The organism is Staphylococcus sp. EZ-P03 (assembly GCF_003344575.1).
GTDB lineage: Bacteria > Bacillota > Bacilli > Staphylococcales > Staphylococcaceae > Staphylococcus > Staphylococcus simulans_B.
This window is the reverse complement of the sequence record NZ_QPMO01000006.1, coordinates 39,136-56,207: the sequence shown is the minus strand read 5'-3', so window position 1 is coordinate 56,207 and position 17,072 is coordinate 39,136. Positions and strand designations below refer to the sequence as shown.

At 37.1% G+C, this 17,072-nt stretch carries 16 protein-coding genes and 8 tRNA genes; 8 read left to right on the top strand and 16 right to left on the bottom strand.

Annotated features, from left to right (window positions below; translation table 11 throughout):
- Positions 1-109: 109 nt before the first annotated feature.
- On the top strand, positions 110-1,702 hold the full coding sequence (gene pckA / locus DVJ99_RS03160; RefSeq protein WP_114603100.1) for a phosphoenolpyruvate carboxykinase (ATP): 1,593 nt from the start codon (positions 110-112) through the stop codon (positions 1,700-1,702).
- Positions 1,703-1,765: 63 nt separating this feature from the next.
- Here the strand turns inward: pckA and DVJ99_RS03155 are convergent, their stop codons facing one another.
- Together DVJ99_RS03155 and ytkD are read right to left on the bottom strand one after the other, a co-directional pair.
- Entirely contained in the window at positions 1,766-2,539 is a 774-nt protein-coding gene (locus tag DVJ99_RS03155) for an alpha/beta hydrolase family protein (RefSeq protein ID WP_114603099.1), read from the bottom strand.
- Entirely contained in the window at positions 2,505-2,990 is a 486-nt protein-coding gene (ytkD, locus tag DVJ99_RS03150) for an RNA deprotection pyrophosphohydrolase (protein WP_481900530.1), read from the bottom strand. The genes DVJ99_RS03155 and ytkD overlap by 35 nt, the downstream gene beginning before the upstream one ends.
- An 83-nt stretch (positions 2,991-3,073) precedes the next feature.
- Here ytkD and yidD point away from each other — a divergent pair, with 83 nt between their 5' ends.
- Positions 3,074-3,325, top strand: a complete 252-nt coding sequence (gene yidD / locus DVJ99_RS03145; protein WP_105992486.1) for a membrane protein insertion efficiency factor YidD — start codon at positions 3,074-3,076, stop codon at positions 3,323-3,325.
- Here the strand turns inward: yidD and menC are convergent.
- The 3 genes from menC to DVJ99_RS03130 form a co-directional block, all read right to left on the bottom strand.
- A complete protein-coding gene (gene menC, locus DVJ99_RS03140; protein WP_114603116.1) occupies positions 3,316-4,326 on the bottom strand; it encodes an o-succinylbenzoate synthase in 1,011 nt (336 codons plus the stop codon). The genes yidD and menC overlap by 10 nt on opposite strands.
- 3 nt (positions 4,327-4,329) lie before the next feature.
- Positions 4,330-5,718: an o-succinylbenzoate--CoA ligase gene (gene menE, locus DVJ99_RS03135; protein WP_114603097.1), complete on the bottom strand. Its 1,389-nt coding sequence runs from the start codon at positions 5,716-5,718 to the stop codon at positions 4,330-4,332.
- Positions 5,719-5,833: 115 nt separating this feature from the next.
- On the bottom strand, positions 5,834-6,526 hold the full coding sequence (locus tag DVJ99_RS03130; RefSeq protein WP_114603096.1) for a hypothetical protein: 693 nt from the start codon (positions 6,524-6,526) through the stop codon (positions 5,834-5,836).
- A 179-nt stretch (positions 6,527-6,705) separates the two neighbouring features.
- On the opposite strand from DVJ99_RS03130, the gene DVJ99_RS03125 reads away from it, so the two are divergent.
- The gene (locus tag DVJ99_RS03125; RefSeq protein WP_114603095.1) at positions 6,706-7,221 is read left to right on the top strand and encodes a hypothetical protein; all 516 of its coding nucleotides are present in this window, start codon (positions 6,706-6,708) and stop codon (positions 7,219-7,221) included.
- Positions 7,222-7,364: 143 nt separating this feature from the next.
- Entirely contained in the window at positions 7,365-7,970 is a 606-nt protein-coding gene (locus tag DVJ99_RS03120) for a hypothetical protein (protein WP_114603094.1), read from the top strand.
- 132 nt (positions 7,971-8,102) lie between these two features.
- Here DVJ99_RS03120 and DVJ99_RS03115 read toward each other — a convergent pair whose 3' ends face one another.
- The gene (locus tag DVJ99_RS03115) at positions 8,103-9,032 is read right to left on the bottom strand and encodes a hypothetical protein (RefSeq protein WP_114603093.1); all 930 of its coding nucleotides are present in this window, start codon (positions 9,030-9,032) and stop codon (positions 8,103-8,105) included.
- A 491-nt stretch (positions 9,033-9,523) separates the two neighbouring features.
- Here DVJ99_RS03115 and DVJ99_RS03110 point away from each other — a divergent pair, with 491 nt between their 5' ends.
- A complete protein-coding gene (locus DVJ99_RS03110) occupies positions 9,524-10,234 on the top strand; it encodes a hypothetical protein (RefSeq protein ID WP_114603092.1) in 711 nt (236 codons plus the stop codon).
- A 367-nt stretch (positions 10,235-10,601) separates the two neighbouring features.
- Here the strand turns inward: DVJ99_RS03110 and DVJ99_RS03105 are convergent.
- From DVJ99_RS03105 to DVJ99_RS03060, 10 genes are all read right to left on the bottom strand, one after another.
- A tRNA-Ser gene (locus DVJ99_RS03105) sits at positions 10,602-10,690 on the bottom strand.
- A 48-nt stretch (positions 10,691-10,738) separates the two neighbouring features.
- Positions 10,739-10,810: transfer RNA gene (locus tag DVJ99_RS03100), tRNA-Glu, on the bottom strand.
- 1 nt (position 10,811) lies between these two features.
- Positions 10,812-10,886, bottom strand: a tRNA-Asn gene (locus DVJ99_RS03095).
- An 11-nt stretch (positions 10,887-10,897) separates the two neighbouring features.
- A tRNA-Gly gene (locus tag DVJ99_RS03090) sits at positions 10,898-10,971 on the bottom strand.
- Positions 10,972-10,982: 11 nt separating this feature from the next.
- Positions 10,983-11,058 (bottom strand) — tRNA-His (locus DVJ99_RS03085).
- Between the two features lie 21 nt (positions 11,059-11,079).
- Positions 11,080-11,152 (bottom strand) — tRNA-Phe (locus DVJ99_RS03080).
- A gap of 10 nt (positions 11,153-11,162) precedes the next feature.
- A tRNA-Asp gene (locus DVJ99_RS03075) sits at positions 11,163-11,238 on the bottom strand.
- Between the two features lie 18 nt (positions 11,239-11,256).
- A tRNA-Met gene (locus DVJ99_RS03070) sits at positions 11,257-11,330 on the bottom strand.
- Between the two features lie 459 nt (positions 11,331-11,789).
- Positions 11,790-12,323 (bottom strand): transcription repressor NadR, encoded by a 534-nt coding sequence (locus DVJ99_RS03065; protein WP_114603091.1) that lies wholly within the window; start codon positions 12,321-12,323, stop codon positions 11,790-11,792.
- A complete protein-coding gene (locus DVJ99_RS03060) occupies positions 12,310-13,413 on the bottom strand; it encodes a cysteine desulfurase family protein (protein WP_114603090.1) in 1,104 nt (367 codons plus the stop codon). The genes DVJ99_RS03065 and DVJ99_RS03060 overlap by 14 nt, the downstream gene beginning before the upstream one ends.
- Before the next feature lie 103 nt (positions 13,414-13,516).
- On the opposite strand from DVJ99_RS03060, the gene DVJ99_RS03055 reads away from it, so the two are divergent.
- From DVJ99_RS03055 to nadA, 3 genes are read left to right on the top strand one after another with little or no spacing between them, the layout of a single operon-like run.
- A complete protein-coding gene (locus tag DVJ99_RS03055) occupies positions 13,517-15,091 on the top strand; it encodes an L-aspartate oxidase (protein ID WP_114603089.1) in 1,575 nt (524 codons plus the stop codon).
- Positions 15,042-15,875, top strand: a complete 834-nt coding sequence (nadC, locus tag DVJ99_RS03050) for a carboxylating nicotinate-nucleotide diphosphorylase (protein ID WP_114603088.1) — start codon at positions 15,042-15,044, stop codon at positions 15,873-15,875. Before DVJ99_RS03055 ends, nadC begins: the two co-directional genes overlap by 50 nt.
- Positions 15,876-16,976, top strand: coding sequence for a quinolinate synthase NadA (gene nadA, locus DVJ99_RS03045; protein ID WP_114603087.1), 1,101 nt, complete (start codon positions 15,876-15,878; stop codon positions 16,974-16,976).
- The last annotated feature ends 96 nt before the right edge of the window (positions 16,977-17,072 follow it).

Here is a 17,072-nt window from a genome sequence, read left to right as displayed (position 1 = left end):
ACAAAATCTTTAATCTGTTGTGGAATAATCATGGTAATATGTTATACTATGAAAATGTAAAGGCTTACAATTACAATTAATACTTAATGCTCTGGAGGGGTTATTTAAAATGGCAGTAGATGCACAAACTAACCGAAAAAAATTGGAACATTTAATTGGAAAATCATCATCACTTTTCCAACTGACTAAAACACAGCTTTACAACAAGATTTTAGACAATAACGAAGGCGAATTGACAGAACTAGGTGCAATCAACGCACTTACTGGACAATACACAGGTCGTTCTCCTAAGGATAAATTTATTGTAAACGAACCTTCCTATAGAGATGCAATTGACTGGGGATCAATTAACCAACCTATCGAAGAAGAAACTTTCTTAAGACTGTATGACAAAGTATTAGATTACTTAGATCAAAAAGATGAACTCTATGTCTTCAATGGTTATGCAGGCAGTGACCAAGATACTCAGTTACGTTTAACTGTAATTAATGAAATGGCTTGGCATAACTTATTTGCGCACAATATGTTCATCCGCCCTACTTCAAAAGATGAAGCTGAAAAAATCAAAGCTAACTTCACAATCGTTTCAGCACCTCATTTCAAAGCTAATCCTGAAGTTGACGGCACAAAATCAGAAACATTCGTTATCATTTCATTCAAACACCGTATAATTCTAATCGGGGGAACAGAATATGCTGGTGAAATGAAAAAAGGTATCTTCTCAGTAATGAACTACTTATTGCCGCAGCAAGATATCATGAGTATGCACTGCTCAGCAAACGTTGGAGAAAAAGGCGATGTCGCATTATTCTTCGGTTTATCAGGTACAGGTAAAACTACATTATCTGCAGCACCTGATCGTAAATTAATCGGTGATGATGAACATGGTTGGAACAAAAACGGTATCTTCAACATCGAGGGCGGCTGCTATGCAAAAGCTACCAACTTATCAAAATCAAAAGAACCTCAAATCTATAATGCAATCCGTTACGGTACAATTTTAGAAAACGTAGTTGTTGAAGATAATGGTTCTGTTGACTTCGATGACAATGAGCACACTGAAAACACACGTGCTGCTTATCCGATCGATTATATTGAAAATATCGCAAAACCTTCAAAAGGTGCACATCCAAATACAATTGTGTTCCTTACTGCAGATGCATTCGGCGTGTTGCCGCCAATCTCTAAATTAAATAAAGCGCAAGCACTTTATCACTTCTTAAGTGGTTTCACTTCTAAACTTGCAGGTACAGAACGTGGTATTACAGAACCTGTACCATCATTCTCAACTTGCTTTGGTGCACCATTCTTACCATTGCACGCAAAAGTTTATGCTGAGCTTTTAGGTGATTTAATCGATAAACACGACGTAGATGTTTACTTAGTGAACACAGGTTGGACAGGCGGTAAATACGGCGTAGGTCGTCGTATCAGCCTTAAATATACACGTCGTATGGTAGATGCTGCCATTAAAGGTGATTTGAAGAAAGCAGAGTTTGAAAAAGATGAAGTCTTTGGTTTAAGTGTTCCAAAAGAAATTGAAGACGTTCCAAACTCAATCTTGCAACCTATCAATGCTTGGAGCAACCAAGATGCATACCGTGAACAAGCACAAGATTTAATTTCACGTTTCGTTGAAAACTTCAAGAAATTCGGTGAAGAAAGCCAAGAAATCGCTGATAAAGGCGGATTCAAAGCATAATCACCCTTTCAATAAAATAGATAATCTATTACAAAACGACCGAAAGCCATCGCTTCGGTCGTTTTATTTTTGCTGATTTTCAACTTTTGCCATCCACTGACGGATGACCTTTAACACTTCTTTTAATGCTTTAGGACGCGGTACATGACCTTCTTTCATTTGATAGAAAGTTTGATAACGATGTCCGATACGTTCTAAGTATTCTTCTAAATAATAAGCTTGATGTATTCCGACTTGAATATCTTCTCCGCCATGCACAATAAGTATCGGCGGACTGTCTGCATCAATATATTGCAGTGCTTCTCGTTGATCGTAGGCTGCGTCATCTTTCTTAGGATGTCCTACCATACGTTTCAACATGCCTCTTAAATCTACACGTTCTTCATACATGAGATGCAAATCAGAAACACCGCCCCAAATAATATAACTATCTGCCGGCAAATTTTGGAATGTCAATAATCCCTGCAAACCGCCGCGTGAAAAACCAATGATATGCACAAAAGCATCAGGATACTTAGCATTCAAAATACGAATAGCCTGTGTGACATCGTGCAAATCATCTCCGCTGAATTCATCTCTGCCTTCACTGCCGTTGTTGCCTCTGTAATATGGACCGAAGACTAAAGTATGCTCATCTGCAAACTGAAGCATACGTCCAGCACGCACACGGCCCACTTTGCCTTTACCGCCTCTCAGATAAATTACAATCCGCTTCACATCTTTTTTCGGCTTCATCATTAACCCTTTCACACGCAAATGATCCACCAAATACGTCACTTCTTCACCAATATGCGTCGATAAATCAATCGGCATTCGTTTCGTTTTGATAAAGTCCAAGTTGTATCACTCTTTCTACACATTTTAATATTGCCTCGTCTTCTAGCAAATAACTTTTATCCTCATCACGAATTGCGTCTAACGAACGATATAAAACAGGGCCTTCTGTTTCTAGATAATCCGACTTCTCATCCAAACGATCGACGAGAACAGCATACACATCTTTCGTAAACCATTTTTCTCCATCAGGATGATACACAGTATACTGCGCAATATAAGTCATTGCTTTGGCATGTCCCCCTGTTTCCTCATGCAACTCACGTAAAACAGCTGCTTCACTGCTCTCGCCTGCTTCGATTTTTCCTCCAGGAAATTCAATCCCTCTTTTCTTATGACGTGTCAGCAAATACTGCCCCTTCATACACGTAATTGCTAATACATGTTCTCCATCCGGCTGATCATTTTCAGTTGTAAAATGGAGCCTTATCTCTTTATCAAATTGATCATGCATAATCACATTCCATCACATTCCTTTGTATTCTATGCTAAAATAGATTCGTTACGATTTAGTTTATATAAAGCGGAGGGATTAATTTGAAGAAGCTCTTTTTAGGCATCATTTGGCTGTATCAGCATTTTATATCACCGCTGACACCGCCCACATGCCGCTTCTACCCTACTTGTTCTAATTATACGAAAGAAGCCATTGAAGTCCATGGACCGATTAAAGGCGCTTGGCTCGGTATTAAACGTATTTCTAAATGCCACCCATTTCATAAAGGCGGCTTCGACCCGGTTCCGATGAAACACGACAAAAAGCATCATCACCACCATCATCATTCATAAGCATTTAATAATTGCACATTGACTTCAGGGGGCACAAAATGAATGTGCCCCTCTTTTAATATGCCGTTTTTTGACACAAATTCTTGTTCGAAATAATAACCGTACGGTGTGACATCACCAGGATATTCTGTAAAACGGCTCAAGTACGCTGTAAAGTAACGGCTTAAACCATACTCGTACATCCCGCCGATAACCACTTTAATATTATAATGCTCAAGCTTTTCTATAGCTGTTAACACTTTGTCTATACCGCCCAGCCTGAACGGCTTTAAAACCACTGTATCTATCGGATAGTCCTGTACATATTTTAATATCGTTTCTAGGTCGCGTGCTTTTTCATCTAAAGCAACCGGCGGTATCTGAGCACTATCTATAGCCTTTAATATATTTAAATCTTTAAAAGGTTCTTCGATATACAGTAAGTCAGCAGCCGCATGCACTTGTTTCAATGTCTCACTATCTTGTTCTGTTAAAGATTCATTGGCATCTAAAGCCAGTTCTGGTTGAAAAGGCAATGCTTGGAGCTGCTTTAAGTCCTCTAAAACATGTTGCGACCATTTCAATTTAACCCGCTTCGGTTGTGTTGATAACAGCTGCTGGTAATTATCTTCAGATAATCCGCTGATTGTTGCCCCGTAAGCAACATCAAAAGCAGGCAGTGTATGAAAAGCTTGGAATAACGCCATCGCTGCTGTACTTCTTGCAGTCGGTGCCGCATCCAGCGCATTTAAATAAACCGCTGCTTCTTCAAAATCAGTAATATCTTGTCCTTTTAAATGATGATAAAACCAATCTTTAATTGATGTGTATACACTTTTGATGGTTTCTTTATCATACCAATCTGTCTCAAACGCATTTGCTTCACCAAAATAAGATGTACCTGCTTCATTGACTAATTCTATAACCAGCACTTTTCTGCTGTTCAAATTCACTTTAGGTGTCTTAATCGGGTGTTTAAAAGGTGCCTCGTAGGAATAAAAGCGAATAGTATTGAATCTCATCATTTAATCCTCGATTTTTCCTCGTTTTAATTTACCTGTAGATGTATACGGCAATGAAGTTTTGCGCAGGTATGCTTTCGGCACCTTATATTTAGCTAAATGTTCTTTTAAGAAGGCTTCTAATTGTGCTTCATCAATCGAATGTTCACTCACATAATAAAGCGCAGGCACTTGCCCCCATACATCATCATCTTGAGCATAGCACATTGCATCAGTAATACCTGGAAAACGCTTTGCTGCTGTTTCGATTTCATATGGATAAATATTCTCTCCGCCGCTGATAATTAAATCTTTTCTGCGATCATAAATCATCACAAATCCGTCCATATCAATACTTGCGATATCACCCGTTTTAAAATAACCATCTTCAAATACATCTGTTAAATCTTTTGGATATAAATAACCATCCATCACATTATCGCCTTTTAATAACAGTTCCCCATGGCCTTCGTGATTGACATTAATAAGTTTTACTTGCACATTAGGACTCGGTTTCCCTACTGTATTCGGATTTTGTTTCAGCATTGTCGGTGACGCTGTTAAAAATTGAGAACATGTTTCTGTCATTCCGAAAGAGTTATAAATAGGCAATTTTGCATCTAAAGCCTGCTCAATCAGTGTTTCAGATAATTTCGCACCGCCAAGTAAGATTTTTTCCAATTGGTAAGGTTGATTCAATCCTTGATTCATCAGCCACTGTAATGTTTGCGGGACTAATGAAATATGCGTGATTTGTTCTGTTTGAATTTGTTTTAAAATTTGTGCAGCATCAAATTTTTGAACGATACGCACTGTGAATCCTTCAATAATACTGCGCAGCAGCACACTTAAGCCTGAAATATGATAAATCGGCAATACCGATAACCATTTCGTATGACGGTCAAAACCTAAACTTTCTCTGCACCCGTTTGCGCTAGCTAAATGGTTTCTGAAAGTTTGCGGCACTGCTTTTTGCGGTCCTGTTGTACCTGATGTAAACATAATCGAAGCAATACGTTCTAAATTCAACTCTGTCTCATACGTTTTTGTTGAACGCTGTGCTTCGATGTCACTCCAGCTGATAATTTTAAAACCATCTAATTCTAACGGTAATACAGCGACAATCGTATTTGTTTGTACGGATTTCAGCTGTGATTTGATTTCTTCATATGTAAGTCTGGTATTAATCATTACCGCTTCTACCCCAGCAAGCCATGCTCCGTAAATAATCAATGCGGAATCAATACGGTTATCAATATAAAATGCAATTCTCTTTTCATTTTGCTGTTTTAATACATATGCATACTGCTTTGCCGCTTGATAAGCATTCGCAAAAGTAAGTTGAGTCGTACCATCATCTAATGCAATATTTTGCGGTACACTTTCTGCACTTTGCTTTAACCAATAATCCATACTATCTGCCTCCTAATTTCTATACTTATCCATCATAACAAATTTCTATATTTTACCCTTAATTTTCGAATTGAAAAAAGAGGATGCTGCACGCATCCCCTGAAATTGATTATATTTAATTAAACAGCTGACTTAATTTATCTTTAATACTTTGAAGCTTACTGTCGATATCACTTAACAAGCTGTTCACTTTAGATTGATTTTCACCATTTTGCTGTGCTTGGTTCGCTTGTTTTAATTTATCAACTGCATTTTGGTATTGATCTATCACGTTTTGGTCTGTCGCATTTGTTGCTTTATCTTTTAACTGGTTCACTTCGTTTTGTGCAGATTCAATAGCACTTTGACTGTTTTGGCCGTTTTGAATATTGTTTTTAGCACTTTCAATCTTTTCTTTAATGATTGTTTCTTTTTCTTTGATGATTTCTTTATAGTTGTTCGTTACCGGTTTTTGGCTTGAATTATTGTTTGCTTGTGTTTGTTGTGTTTGCGCATTTTGATTAGCAGTTTCAGTACTATCTTTCGGCTGCATCATGTTTCTGACTATAAAGACAGCAACGACAATCAATAATATCACAACAATAGCTGCCAAGCCTTTTTTCCATTTGCTGTTTTTACGATTTTCATCTTCCAGCATACGTTCGCGTCTGTAATCTCGTTCATTATAATAACGTCCGTCTTCATCAGAACGTCTGCGGTATTCTTCTTCGCGCGTATCACGATAACGCGGATCTTGCCCATCTCTAGGGTCACGAGGGTCGCGATTATAACGGTCATAATCAGGTTGATTTCTATCTGAGCGTTTCATGTCTATCACCTTATTTCGAAATAATGTTAAAGTTTTTCTTATATTACTCTTACCACTATTGTACCACGCGTAGTCATCTTCCACCTCGTATAAAAGTCGTATCTATGACAACATCTCTATTGCTTTTAAAACTAAAGCATAAGATAATAATAGAAATTACTTGAAATGAGGAAATTATTTTGCGCCAAACACCTGCAAAAATAACACGCACAATTATTAAATACTGCGGCTCAATCACATTATTGTTACTCATCGTATATTATCTCTATGCAAATTACGGCAATAATCTATTCAGATTAAATATCCCAAAAGACTCTTCTATGTATTACATCATTCATCTTGATTGGAATCGCTATGCAGAAGCTTACGTTGCAACATTGACTACGATCATTATCCCATTGCTTTTAATCGGATTAATCGTATTCATACTGACACGTCTTTCTAAAGGCACACTAAATGGTTTGTTAACCAAAATACTGCCATTGATTATATTTATTGCACTCTTTGTTTTAATATTTGTGCCTATGCTGTTTGTATTGAATGTAACCCACTTCTCTTTTCTAGCAACATTTCTTTCCTTCCTAGCATTATCAAAACCTGCCTTGATGAAAATCTTTCGCTTCAGTCAAAAGAGTGTAGATGATATCGACGAAAAACAAGTAACTAAATCAAAGCGCCTAAAAATTAATGAATAGCACTAATACCAAACAAGCCGCTTCAAACTTGAGGCGGCATTTTAATTACAATCAATCTGCCAATACACAATTAACTGCCGTGTTATTTAAATTTCACACAGGGTAAATAGTTAACATATATAAACTTAATGGAGGTGCAGCAAGTGAAATATTTAGTGACCATTCTATTGTCCTCTGTGTTAGTGTTATCGGCTTGTGGTAATGATCAAGAAGCAGAACATAAGGATAAGAAAGAAAACACTGAGCAAAAGGACCAAAAAGAAAAACAAAAGAGCGACAATAAGAAAGAAGAAGCAGCGGATTCTAAAAAACAAAACGATACAGCCAACCAAGATACAAATAATACGCAAGCAGAATCCAATACACAAAATTCATCTACAGCACAAAGTGATGATAATGCTCAAACTGCAACTAATGAAGCGGCGAGTCAGAGTAATACACCACAACAAACGCCTCCCCCTACTGAGCAGCAGCAACAAGCAAATCAAAATACGAATGTTCCAAATGGAGATGCAGGATTCGGTGAATATAAAGAGGATGGAACATACTGCACAGTCGGCGGTTGCTTAACACCAGAAGAACAAAAACAACAAGAAGAACTGAACTATCAGGAAATGGAGAAATACGGTTATTCGAGAGAGGAATACGACAAGATCCAAGAAGAAGCAGCAGTACTGCAACAACAGCGTGATAATGGAGAGATTTCTAACGAAACATTCACAGAAAAGTATTTAGACCTTTATGAATAACTCATATTCTTGATTATAATTAAATAATAATGGCTTGCTGCCATAGTATGCCTTGCAGAAAATGCAAGGCATCTCTTTTTCTTTCGATATTAAGCAGCGATTCATTATTTCTATCTTACTATTCATCATAAATCAGATTGTTTTTTCTCCAACTTTATGAATAACATTGTTTTGGCAGTTTACTTTGTATGCACTGTACTTGTTAACAGATGTAAAAATAGCTTTGACTAGACTTTCAGCATCCATTATTTTGAGCAGCTTATCAATATAGCCTTTATTTTCAATATACAATTTTTCTAAAGTTAATGAGTCCGCCTTTTTAAGTTCTTTAACAATATATACTCTGCATTCAGCAATCAATAATGCATTAATCTTTTTCTGTTCCTTTGACTTCTCTTCTTTTTCTTTTTTAACTAACATAGCTTTATAACGTCTATCTCGTTCAATTTCTAATAGACGGTACTCTTCGATTTCTTCTATCGCATCTGAAATATTGGGAGGTAATACTAAATCTGCATTTACAAAATCGACCATTAGATTAAGTTCATTTTTAGATAATGGATGATGGATTTTGTTATTGTATTCTTTCATTTCATCTAAACTTATGCTTCGACAAAACTTTAAGATTTTTTCATTTGTTTCTTTAGCTTCCTCATTAATTTGGCAAAATTCTATCTGTACCAAAATATCATCTAGCCAAAAGTCTATTTTAAAAGCATCGCGTTTAACTCTGTTAGCCACACTAACCGGTATGTTAGTATGTGTTTTGAAATGATTAATACCTAAACAAACTTCTTTATTTTCTTTTTTTGAAAATAATACATACTGATATTTCAATTCTTTTCCGCATTCACAATATAATTTTTCATCTTCTTCACAATTGCCATAGTTTTCATTCATTTTGACATCTAATAATTCCCATTGATCTGATACATCGTATAGTGAATTAAACAAGTCATTTTTCTTCTTAAATTTATAATGCTTTAATATCACTTCTCTTTGTTCTGCAGTAAGAGAATCTAATATTTGTTTTCGGTGCTTTTTACTTTTAGCAAATGCCATTTCCTCACCCACTATCATTGTTCTTATTATTCATTCTACTTTCAAATTGAATATTTAACAACTTATATCGTCTTTTACTTTATAAATTTTATTTGGAAAGATATGGGGTTAAAACAAATTCGAGTGATAAATCAATGTGATGGTGCTGGACATTTAATTTTGGTGATGAAGGAGCATTTTACTATTGAATAGACTCGTATTTCTCTTTACGCTTCTGCAATTTAATAGTTCGATTAAATAATTTAATATTTCCCTCTTCTATTCTTAGTGATTATAAGTTATCATAGTTCATAGGCGCACTTGTCTCCTTTAATTTGGGTTTAGGCACTTTAAATTATAGAGGCAATTGCGCTTTTTGCGTATCAAAAAAGGCGGGAAGTTTTACCTTCCCACCATTAAAATAGAACTAAAAGAAATACCGCTTGTCTACTTATTACGACAGATTCTATTATTCACTTTGAAGCATTACATATAGACTTGGAGGAATACTAGTGAAGTTTTATCAAAAGAATTGGTTTATTATATTATTACTCATTTTATTCTTTCCTTTAGGCCTATTTCTAATGTGGAAATATACAAAATGGAATAAAACAACTAAATGGATTATAACTGCTGTAATTGTAATTATAGCTGTTATTGGGGTTTTGACTGATGATTCCCAAGAGAAAGATAAGCCAACGATTCAACAAACAGAAAATGAGCAAGAATCTAAAAAGGAAAGTAAACCTATTGAAGAAAGAAAACCAAAGAAAATAGAAAAGACAAAAGAGTCTGTACCTAAAGAGGTTAAACAAGATGTCATTCAAGAAGATGATGAACCGGACGTTAAGACAATCAAACAGCACCTTATGAATCAGTTAACATTTGCACATATTGATTATGTTGATTATAGTCCATCTGAACGTATTGCAATTGTAGACTTAACTATCAATGATAAAAACACAGATAAAAACGATAGACGCAATGCCAAAGAAGCTACAGCACAAACTGTATACGCTTTGAAAGAAACAGGATTAAATATTAATTCCGCAGATGTTCATATCATCTTTGTGGATAAAGATAATTCGAAAAGTGAATTACTGTCTACTAAGTGGGACAAAGAAATAATAGATGCTATTCATAAAAAAGATGTAGATAGCATGCCGAACAACCTAGAATTATACGCGGAAGATTATTGGGAAAAAGCGGATAAACTTAAATAATAAGGGTAATCAACTACCCTTATTATTTTTCGAATTTTTTAGAAGAATTATGGAAAAGGATCATTTACGGCAAGCAGACAAATCTATCGATATTATTTCTTATCTCATATGTTTATAAGCACTTAGAATATTCTAGTATACCTATAACGCTTGATATAAAAAAAGACAAAGCAATCAATGCCTTGTCTTTTATATAGAAAAATTTACGCCAAGATCGTTGGCGTATTTTTGTTTTATTAGCTATTTCGTTTGCGTCACTTTGGTGTAAGATATTTTTACGGTATCAAACCATTTAAAACTATATACATCAAAATGCCGTTACATCAACGCTTTGTAATACTATATTTAACCATTTTAAAGCAAATAACGGAGAGTGAGGGATTCGAACCCTCGAGACGCTTGTGGCGCCTACACACTTTCCAGGCGTGCTCCTTCGGCCAACTCGGACAACTCTCCATATAATGATAAAAAAATCAGAAACGTGATTACGTTTCTGATTGTGAATGACTCCTACGGGACTCGAACCCGTGTTACCGCCGTGAAAGGGCGGTGTCTTAACCGCTTGACCAAGGAGCCATGGCTCCACAGGTAGGACTCGAACCTACGACCGATCGGTTAACAGCCGATAGCTCTACCACTGAGCTACTGTGGAATAATAATATTTGGAGCGGGTGATGGGAATCGAACCCACAACATCAGCTTGGAAGGCTGAGGTTTTGCCATTAAACTACACCCGCATTAACGATTATGGGGCGGCTGATGGGAATCGAACCCACGAATGTCGGAACCACAATCCGATGTGTTAACCACTTCACCACAACCGCCAAATTGCAATAAAAATAGAATGGTTCAGGACAGAGTCGAACTGCCGACACATGGAGCTTCAATCCATTGCTCTACCAACTGAGCTACTGAACCGTAATTAAAATGGCGGTCTCGACGGGAATCGAACCCGCGATCTCCTGCGTGACAGGCAGGCGTGTTAACCGCTACACTACGAGACCTATGTGAAAACTATGTAATTGCGGGAGGCGGATTTGAACCACCGACCTTCGGGTTATGAGCCCGACGAGCTACCGAACTGCTCCATCCCGCGCTAATAATATTAATCTTGCGACTTACCTATTTAATATATCACACTTTGTTAAGCAATGTCAAACCTTTTTTAACAAAATATGAATTTTATTTTCAAAACTTAAAAGTTGTTTTGAATTTGTAATCCCTTTTTTCAAGACAATAACTAGTATATCGAGTTCCCTAGTCCAAGTCAACAACATTTCAATAGAAATAAGTGTAATAAATATATAATTGTTATAAATTTTTATGTTTAGAGTGTAAACAACCCTTTTTTCTCTCGGATTATGATGATTTTTTACTGTTAATACCGTTAATATTATTAAGTTTCAATCGAAAATCCTCTCTTGATACACCCTTCCCCTGATAATTTAATATAAATATCGAGCTTTAATTTTAAGTTTTGCTCCTAGTATGACACCGGAAAATCTTTATATGCAGAATAAAAACACCTCTATGCATGACATAAAGGTGCTTATGATTAAACAGGTGTTTCGCTTTCAGCAAGAAAACCTTTTTTATCTAAATCTTCTATCGCATTATCTAAAATCTTTTCTGTGTCTGCAGATAGTGTATGCAAATGGATACCATCTGTAAGCTTGGCCAGCATTGTTCCTTGATAACGTGTCATTTCTTCAATAAATGTCTCGACATCATCTAATGTTTCAATCATTAACTCCGCTCTGATACTGCCGTATACAGGATGTTCTACTGAAACATCATCAATCATAGCGCCGTTTTCTACTATTAATGTCAGCTCCGCTTCCATCTCTTCAACACCATGCTGGCACATCACAACCCGCTTGCATGGTTTGCCTTGCGGCGGTATATCCATAAAATAGCCTTTGCTTGTGGAATTGATCGCATACTCCCTTGTTTTGAGATGCGAAATATCTTTAACAATAATCTGTCTTGAGACGCCGAAACGTTCACTCAGCTCAGATCCTTTTACAGGACGCTGTGCGTCTTGAAGCAGTTCAACAATTTCTGTTCTGCGTTGATCAGCTTGACTCATTCGCAGCCACTCCTTCTATAATTTTATCTAATTGATTGAAACCTTCAGCAACAGCTTCTTTTGAAGTTGTTTTTGAAAATGAAATTCTGATATATTGATCAGCTTCTTGGCGGATATTTTTGATTTTATCAATTAATCCGTCACTCAATAATAAACCATGACCGCATGCAGTGCCAGTTGAGATACAAATATTGCGGCTGGATAAAGACTGCATTACATACTGTCCTTCAAATTTAGGTGTTAATAATCCGATAATATGCGGTGCTTGTTTCGGATTGCTTAATACAGTAAATCCAGCTGCTTCAGCACGTTCTTCTGCATAAGTGTGCAGCGTTTCTAAATGATCATACGCAGCATCAAGCGATAAAGCTTTGGTCATTGCTAGGATGCTCGGCACATCCAATGTTCCGTTGCGTGTTCCCTCTTCATGGAAATAATGTGTGTTAATCGGACGTACAGACTTGTGCTCAATTAATAATGCACCGCTGCCTTTCGTACCATTGAATTTATGTCCGGAAAAAGCATAAGACGTAAAAGGCGCAATATTCTTTTCATCGATTTTTTGTACAGCTTGTACCCCATCTACATGAAATGGAACATTGTATGATTGTGCAATTTCCGCTATTTCATACACCGGCAGAATATAGCCTGTTTCAGAATTGACATGCTGAGCTATAAAGAGCACGCAATTTTCATCGACTTGTGCTTTTAATGCAGTTACATCAATATTACCCTCTTTTGTAATCGGCATTACTTTAATTTCAAATTGTGCTTGATACGGTTCAAGTGCCGCAAAGATAGAAGGATGTTCATATGGCGATACCCACACAGTCCCTTCTACTGCTTGAGATAAATAAATACTGATTGCAATTTGGTTTGCATGTGAACCGCTTGTTGTAAATAACACTTCTTTGTCGGTATTGAAATAACCTTGAATAAATTGTCTGCTTGAAGTCAATGCTTCTCTGATCATTTCTCCGCCTGCATGTAAACTTTCGCTATTAAAGAATAACGCTTGTTGTGCTTCATTATAAATATCCAGTACTTCTTTTGTTGGTTGTGTTGTAGATGCATTATCTAAATAAATCATATATTTTCTCCCCCACTTGCAATTATCGTACTTTTATGACAAAATCATTGCATACATACATGTTAACATAATTGTATATATTAATGTAAATATAGGTGTAAACATGAAACGTGTCATTGTCGTTGGGAGCGGAATTGCTGCACTCTCGTTTGTTCGTCAATTACAAGATAATATCGAAGTGATTTGTATCACTAAGGACAAGCTTGCTGAAAACAACAGTAATTTTGCCCAAGGTGGCATATGTTTTTCAAAAAATGAAAATGATGAAGGCATCAGTCACAGTCAAGATACTTTTGAAGCTGGTGCTGAAATGGGAGATTTCCCTATCATTCAAGAAGTTATCACAAAAAGTTACCCGCTGATTCAAGAATTAATAGATGAAGGTGTTCCGTTTGATAAGGATGCAGAAACGCATAGTCTGGATTATGCCATGGAAGGTGCGCATTCTGCACCTAGAATTCTGCATGCCGGCGGAGATCAAACCGGCAAATATATTGCACATCATATGGTCCATCATTTATCCCATCCGCATCTGACAATACTTGAAGAAACAGAAGCGGTTGATTTTATTTATAATGAAGCACATGAAGTATGCGGAGTTATGGTTTTAGATAAAACAGATCAACTAGAAACTATCGAAGCAGACAGTGTTGTATTAGCCACTGGCGGTATCAATAATCTCTTCCCTACAAATTCTAATATTCCGCATTCTATCGCATCAGGGCCAGTCCTTGCATTGCGAAACAAGATTGCGTTAGAAAGTATGGAAATGATTCAATTCCACCCTACTTTGCTGGGTGAGCCGAAATATGCCTTCAGTTTGGTTTCAGAGGCAGTCAGAGGCGATGGTGCTGTGCTGGTCAATGAATTAGATGAACCATTTATGGATAAATTGCATCCGATGAAAAGCTTAGCACCGCGTGATGTCACAAGCCGTGCTATCTATCATCAGCAGCAGCTTGGCCATCAATGTTTCTTAGATATAAGTGCCATCGATAATTTCGAAAGACGTTTCCCTACTATTTACAAAGCCGTTCAAGCACATTATCCAGGTGCCATTGAGCGTCAACGTATTCCTGTGACACCTGGTGCGCATTATACCGTCGGAGGTATTCAATCAGATGTTAATGGTACAACCAGCTTAAGCCGTGTGTATGCGATTGGTGAAGCAGCTTGTACCAATTTTCATGGTGCTAATCGACTTGCAAGCAACTCGTTGCTTGAAGGTTTAGTCATGGGTGCATGCTGTGCGCAGCACTTAAATCAAACACTTACATCTGTCAGCCAAAGTCATTTAAATGCAGTGCATAAAATCCCTGCTATCAGTGCTGACGATGTAGAACGTTTGCAGCAGCAAAGTTTCGACGTATTAGGTGTAGAACGCAACGGTACTCAAATGCAGCATTATTTAGATGCAATTGAAACAACATTAAACAATGCACCTTTAACAGAACATATCAGCAAAACAGCATGGCAGCATTATTGTATTGTTAAATTATTGCAGATTGTATGTACTTCTGCCCTAGCACGCAAAGAATCCAGAGGCGTACACTACCGATTGGATTATCCGAACCAAGTCAATCAATTTAAAAATGAAGTTATTGAAATATATTCAGGAGGCATGGAACATGTTAAATCCGTTACTCGTCAGAGAGAAAATCACTCAATTCTACATTGAGGATAATCAATATGGCGATTTAGCCACACACATCTTTGACCAAACACAAGAAGGAATTATGTATTTAAAATCAAAAGATAATGGTATCTTTTGCGGTGAAACTATCATCAAAGAAGGCTTCAAATTACTCAAAAGCCATATTACCATTGAGCAGAAAGTAAAAGACGGCGAAGCTGTTAAACCTGGTGATATCATTGCTGAAATTACCGGTCCTGTTTATGTTTTGCTTACTATGGAACGTATCGTACTGAATTTAATACAACGTATGTCAGGTATCGCAACACAAACACGCCGTATTGCAGATAGTATTTCACATACATCTACACGTATTGTGGATACACGTAAAACAACACCTGGTTTAGGCATGTTTGAAAAATTTGCGGTCACTGTCGGCGGCGGATTAAACCATCGCCGTTCTTTGAATGACGGTTTAATGCTCAAAGATAATCATATTGCATTCAGTGCATCTATGGAAGCAGCCATCTCGAATGCAAAAAAAGTCGTTGGTCCAATGGATAAAATAGAAGTTGAAATTGAAAATGAGGACATGCTGCAAACAGCAATCGAACAAGATGTTGATATCATCATGTTCGATAATCAAACACCAGAATGGATCGCTGAACACATCAAAGCAGTTCCTGCTCATATTCAAACTGAAGCTTCTGGCAATATTAACGAAAATAATGTCGTCGATTACGCACAAACAGGCGTCGACTACATTTCAATGGGTGCTCTATTTTATGCGCAAAATGCGCTCGATATTTCTGCAAAGGTTGTGATTTAAATGTTTAACCCAATGTTATCAGTTTCAAAAGAACTACCGGAAAAGTATCTTAAGATGTCAACAGAAGAATTAGAAAACCATATCCAGTCTATTAAAGATGAATTAGGCGATCGTTTATTTATGCCTACTCACCACTATCAAAAAGATGAAGTCGTGCAATTTGCGGACATCACAGGCGATTCTTTAGAGCTTGCACGTATTTGTAAAGAAAATACAGCTGCCGAGTACTTTGTATTCAATGGGGTACACTTCATGGCCGAAACAGCTGATATTTTAACAGATGACAGCCAAGATATTTACTTACCGGATTTATCAGCAGGCTGTTCTATGGCAGACATGGCTAATATCACACAAGCATTGCATGGATATGATGTTTTAACAAAAGAATTTAACCTCGATATTCTTCCGCTTACTTATGTGAACTCTACAGCCGCAATTAAAAAATTCGTCGGCGAACACGGCGGTTCATGTGTAACCAGCGGTAATGCTAAATCAGTCGTAGATTGGGCACTAAAACAAGGCAAAGTTATTTTATTCTTGCCTGATCAGCATTTAGGACGCAACACTGCATATGATTTAGGTATTCCATTAGAACAAATGGCGGTTTGGGACCCTATTGCTAAGGAATTAGTTTACGAAGGTAAAGTTGAAGATTTGCGCATTGTTTTATGGAAAGGACATTGTTCAGTTCATGAGAAATTCCATAAAGCACATATTGATCTAGCACGCGAACGCGACCCTGAAATCAATGTTATCGTTCACCCTGAATGTGAATTTGAAGTCGTACAAGCTGCGGATTATGCAGGTTCAACACGCTACATTATCGAAACGATTAAAAATGCGCCGAAAGGTTCACGTTGGTTGATTGGTACTGAAATGAACTTAGTCAACCGTTTAAAAGCCACATACACAGATATTCAAATCGATTCTCTTAATCCATTGATGTGTTCTTGCTTAACAATGAACCGTATCGACTTGCCCCACCTTGCATGGTGCTTAGATAAAATTCTAGACGGCAATCGCGACAACATCATTAAAGTAGATGCTGAAACAACAAAATATGCGAAAGAAAGTTTGGATCGCATGTTAAGCATTACTTGATTATAATCGAGTAGGAGAGTAATCATTAATTGAATACTCGTCCTCTCACACCACCGTGCGTACGGTTCCGTACACGGCGGTTCAATATCTTGCGTA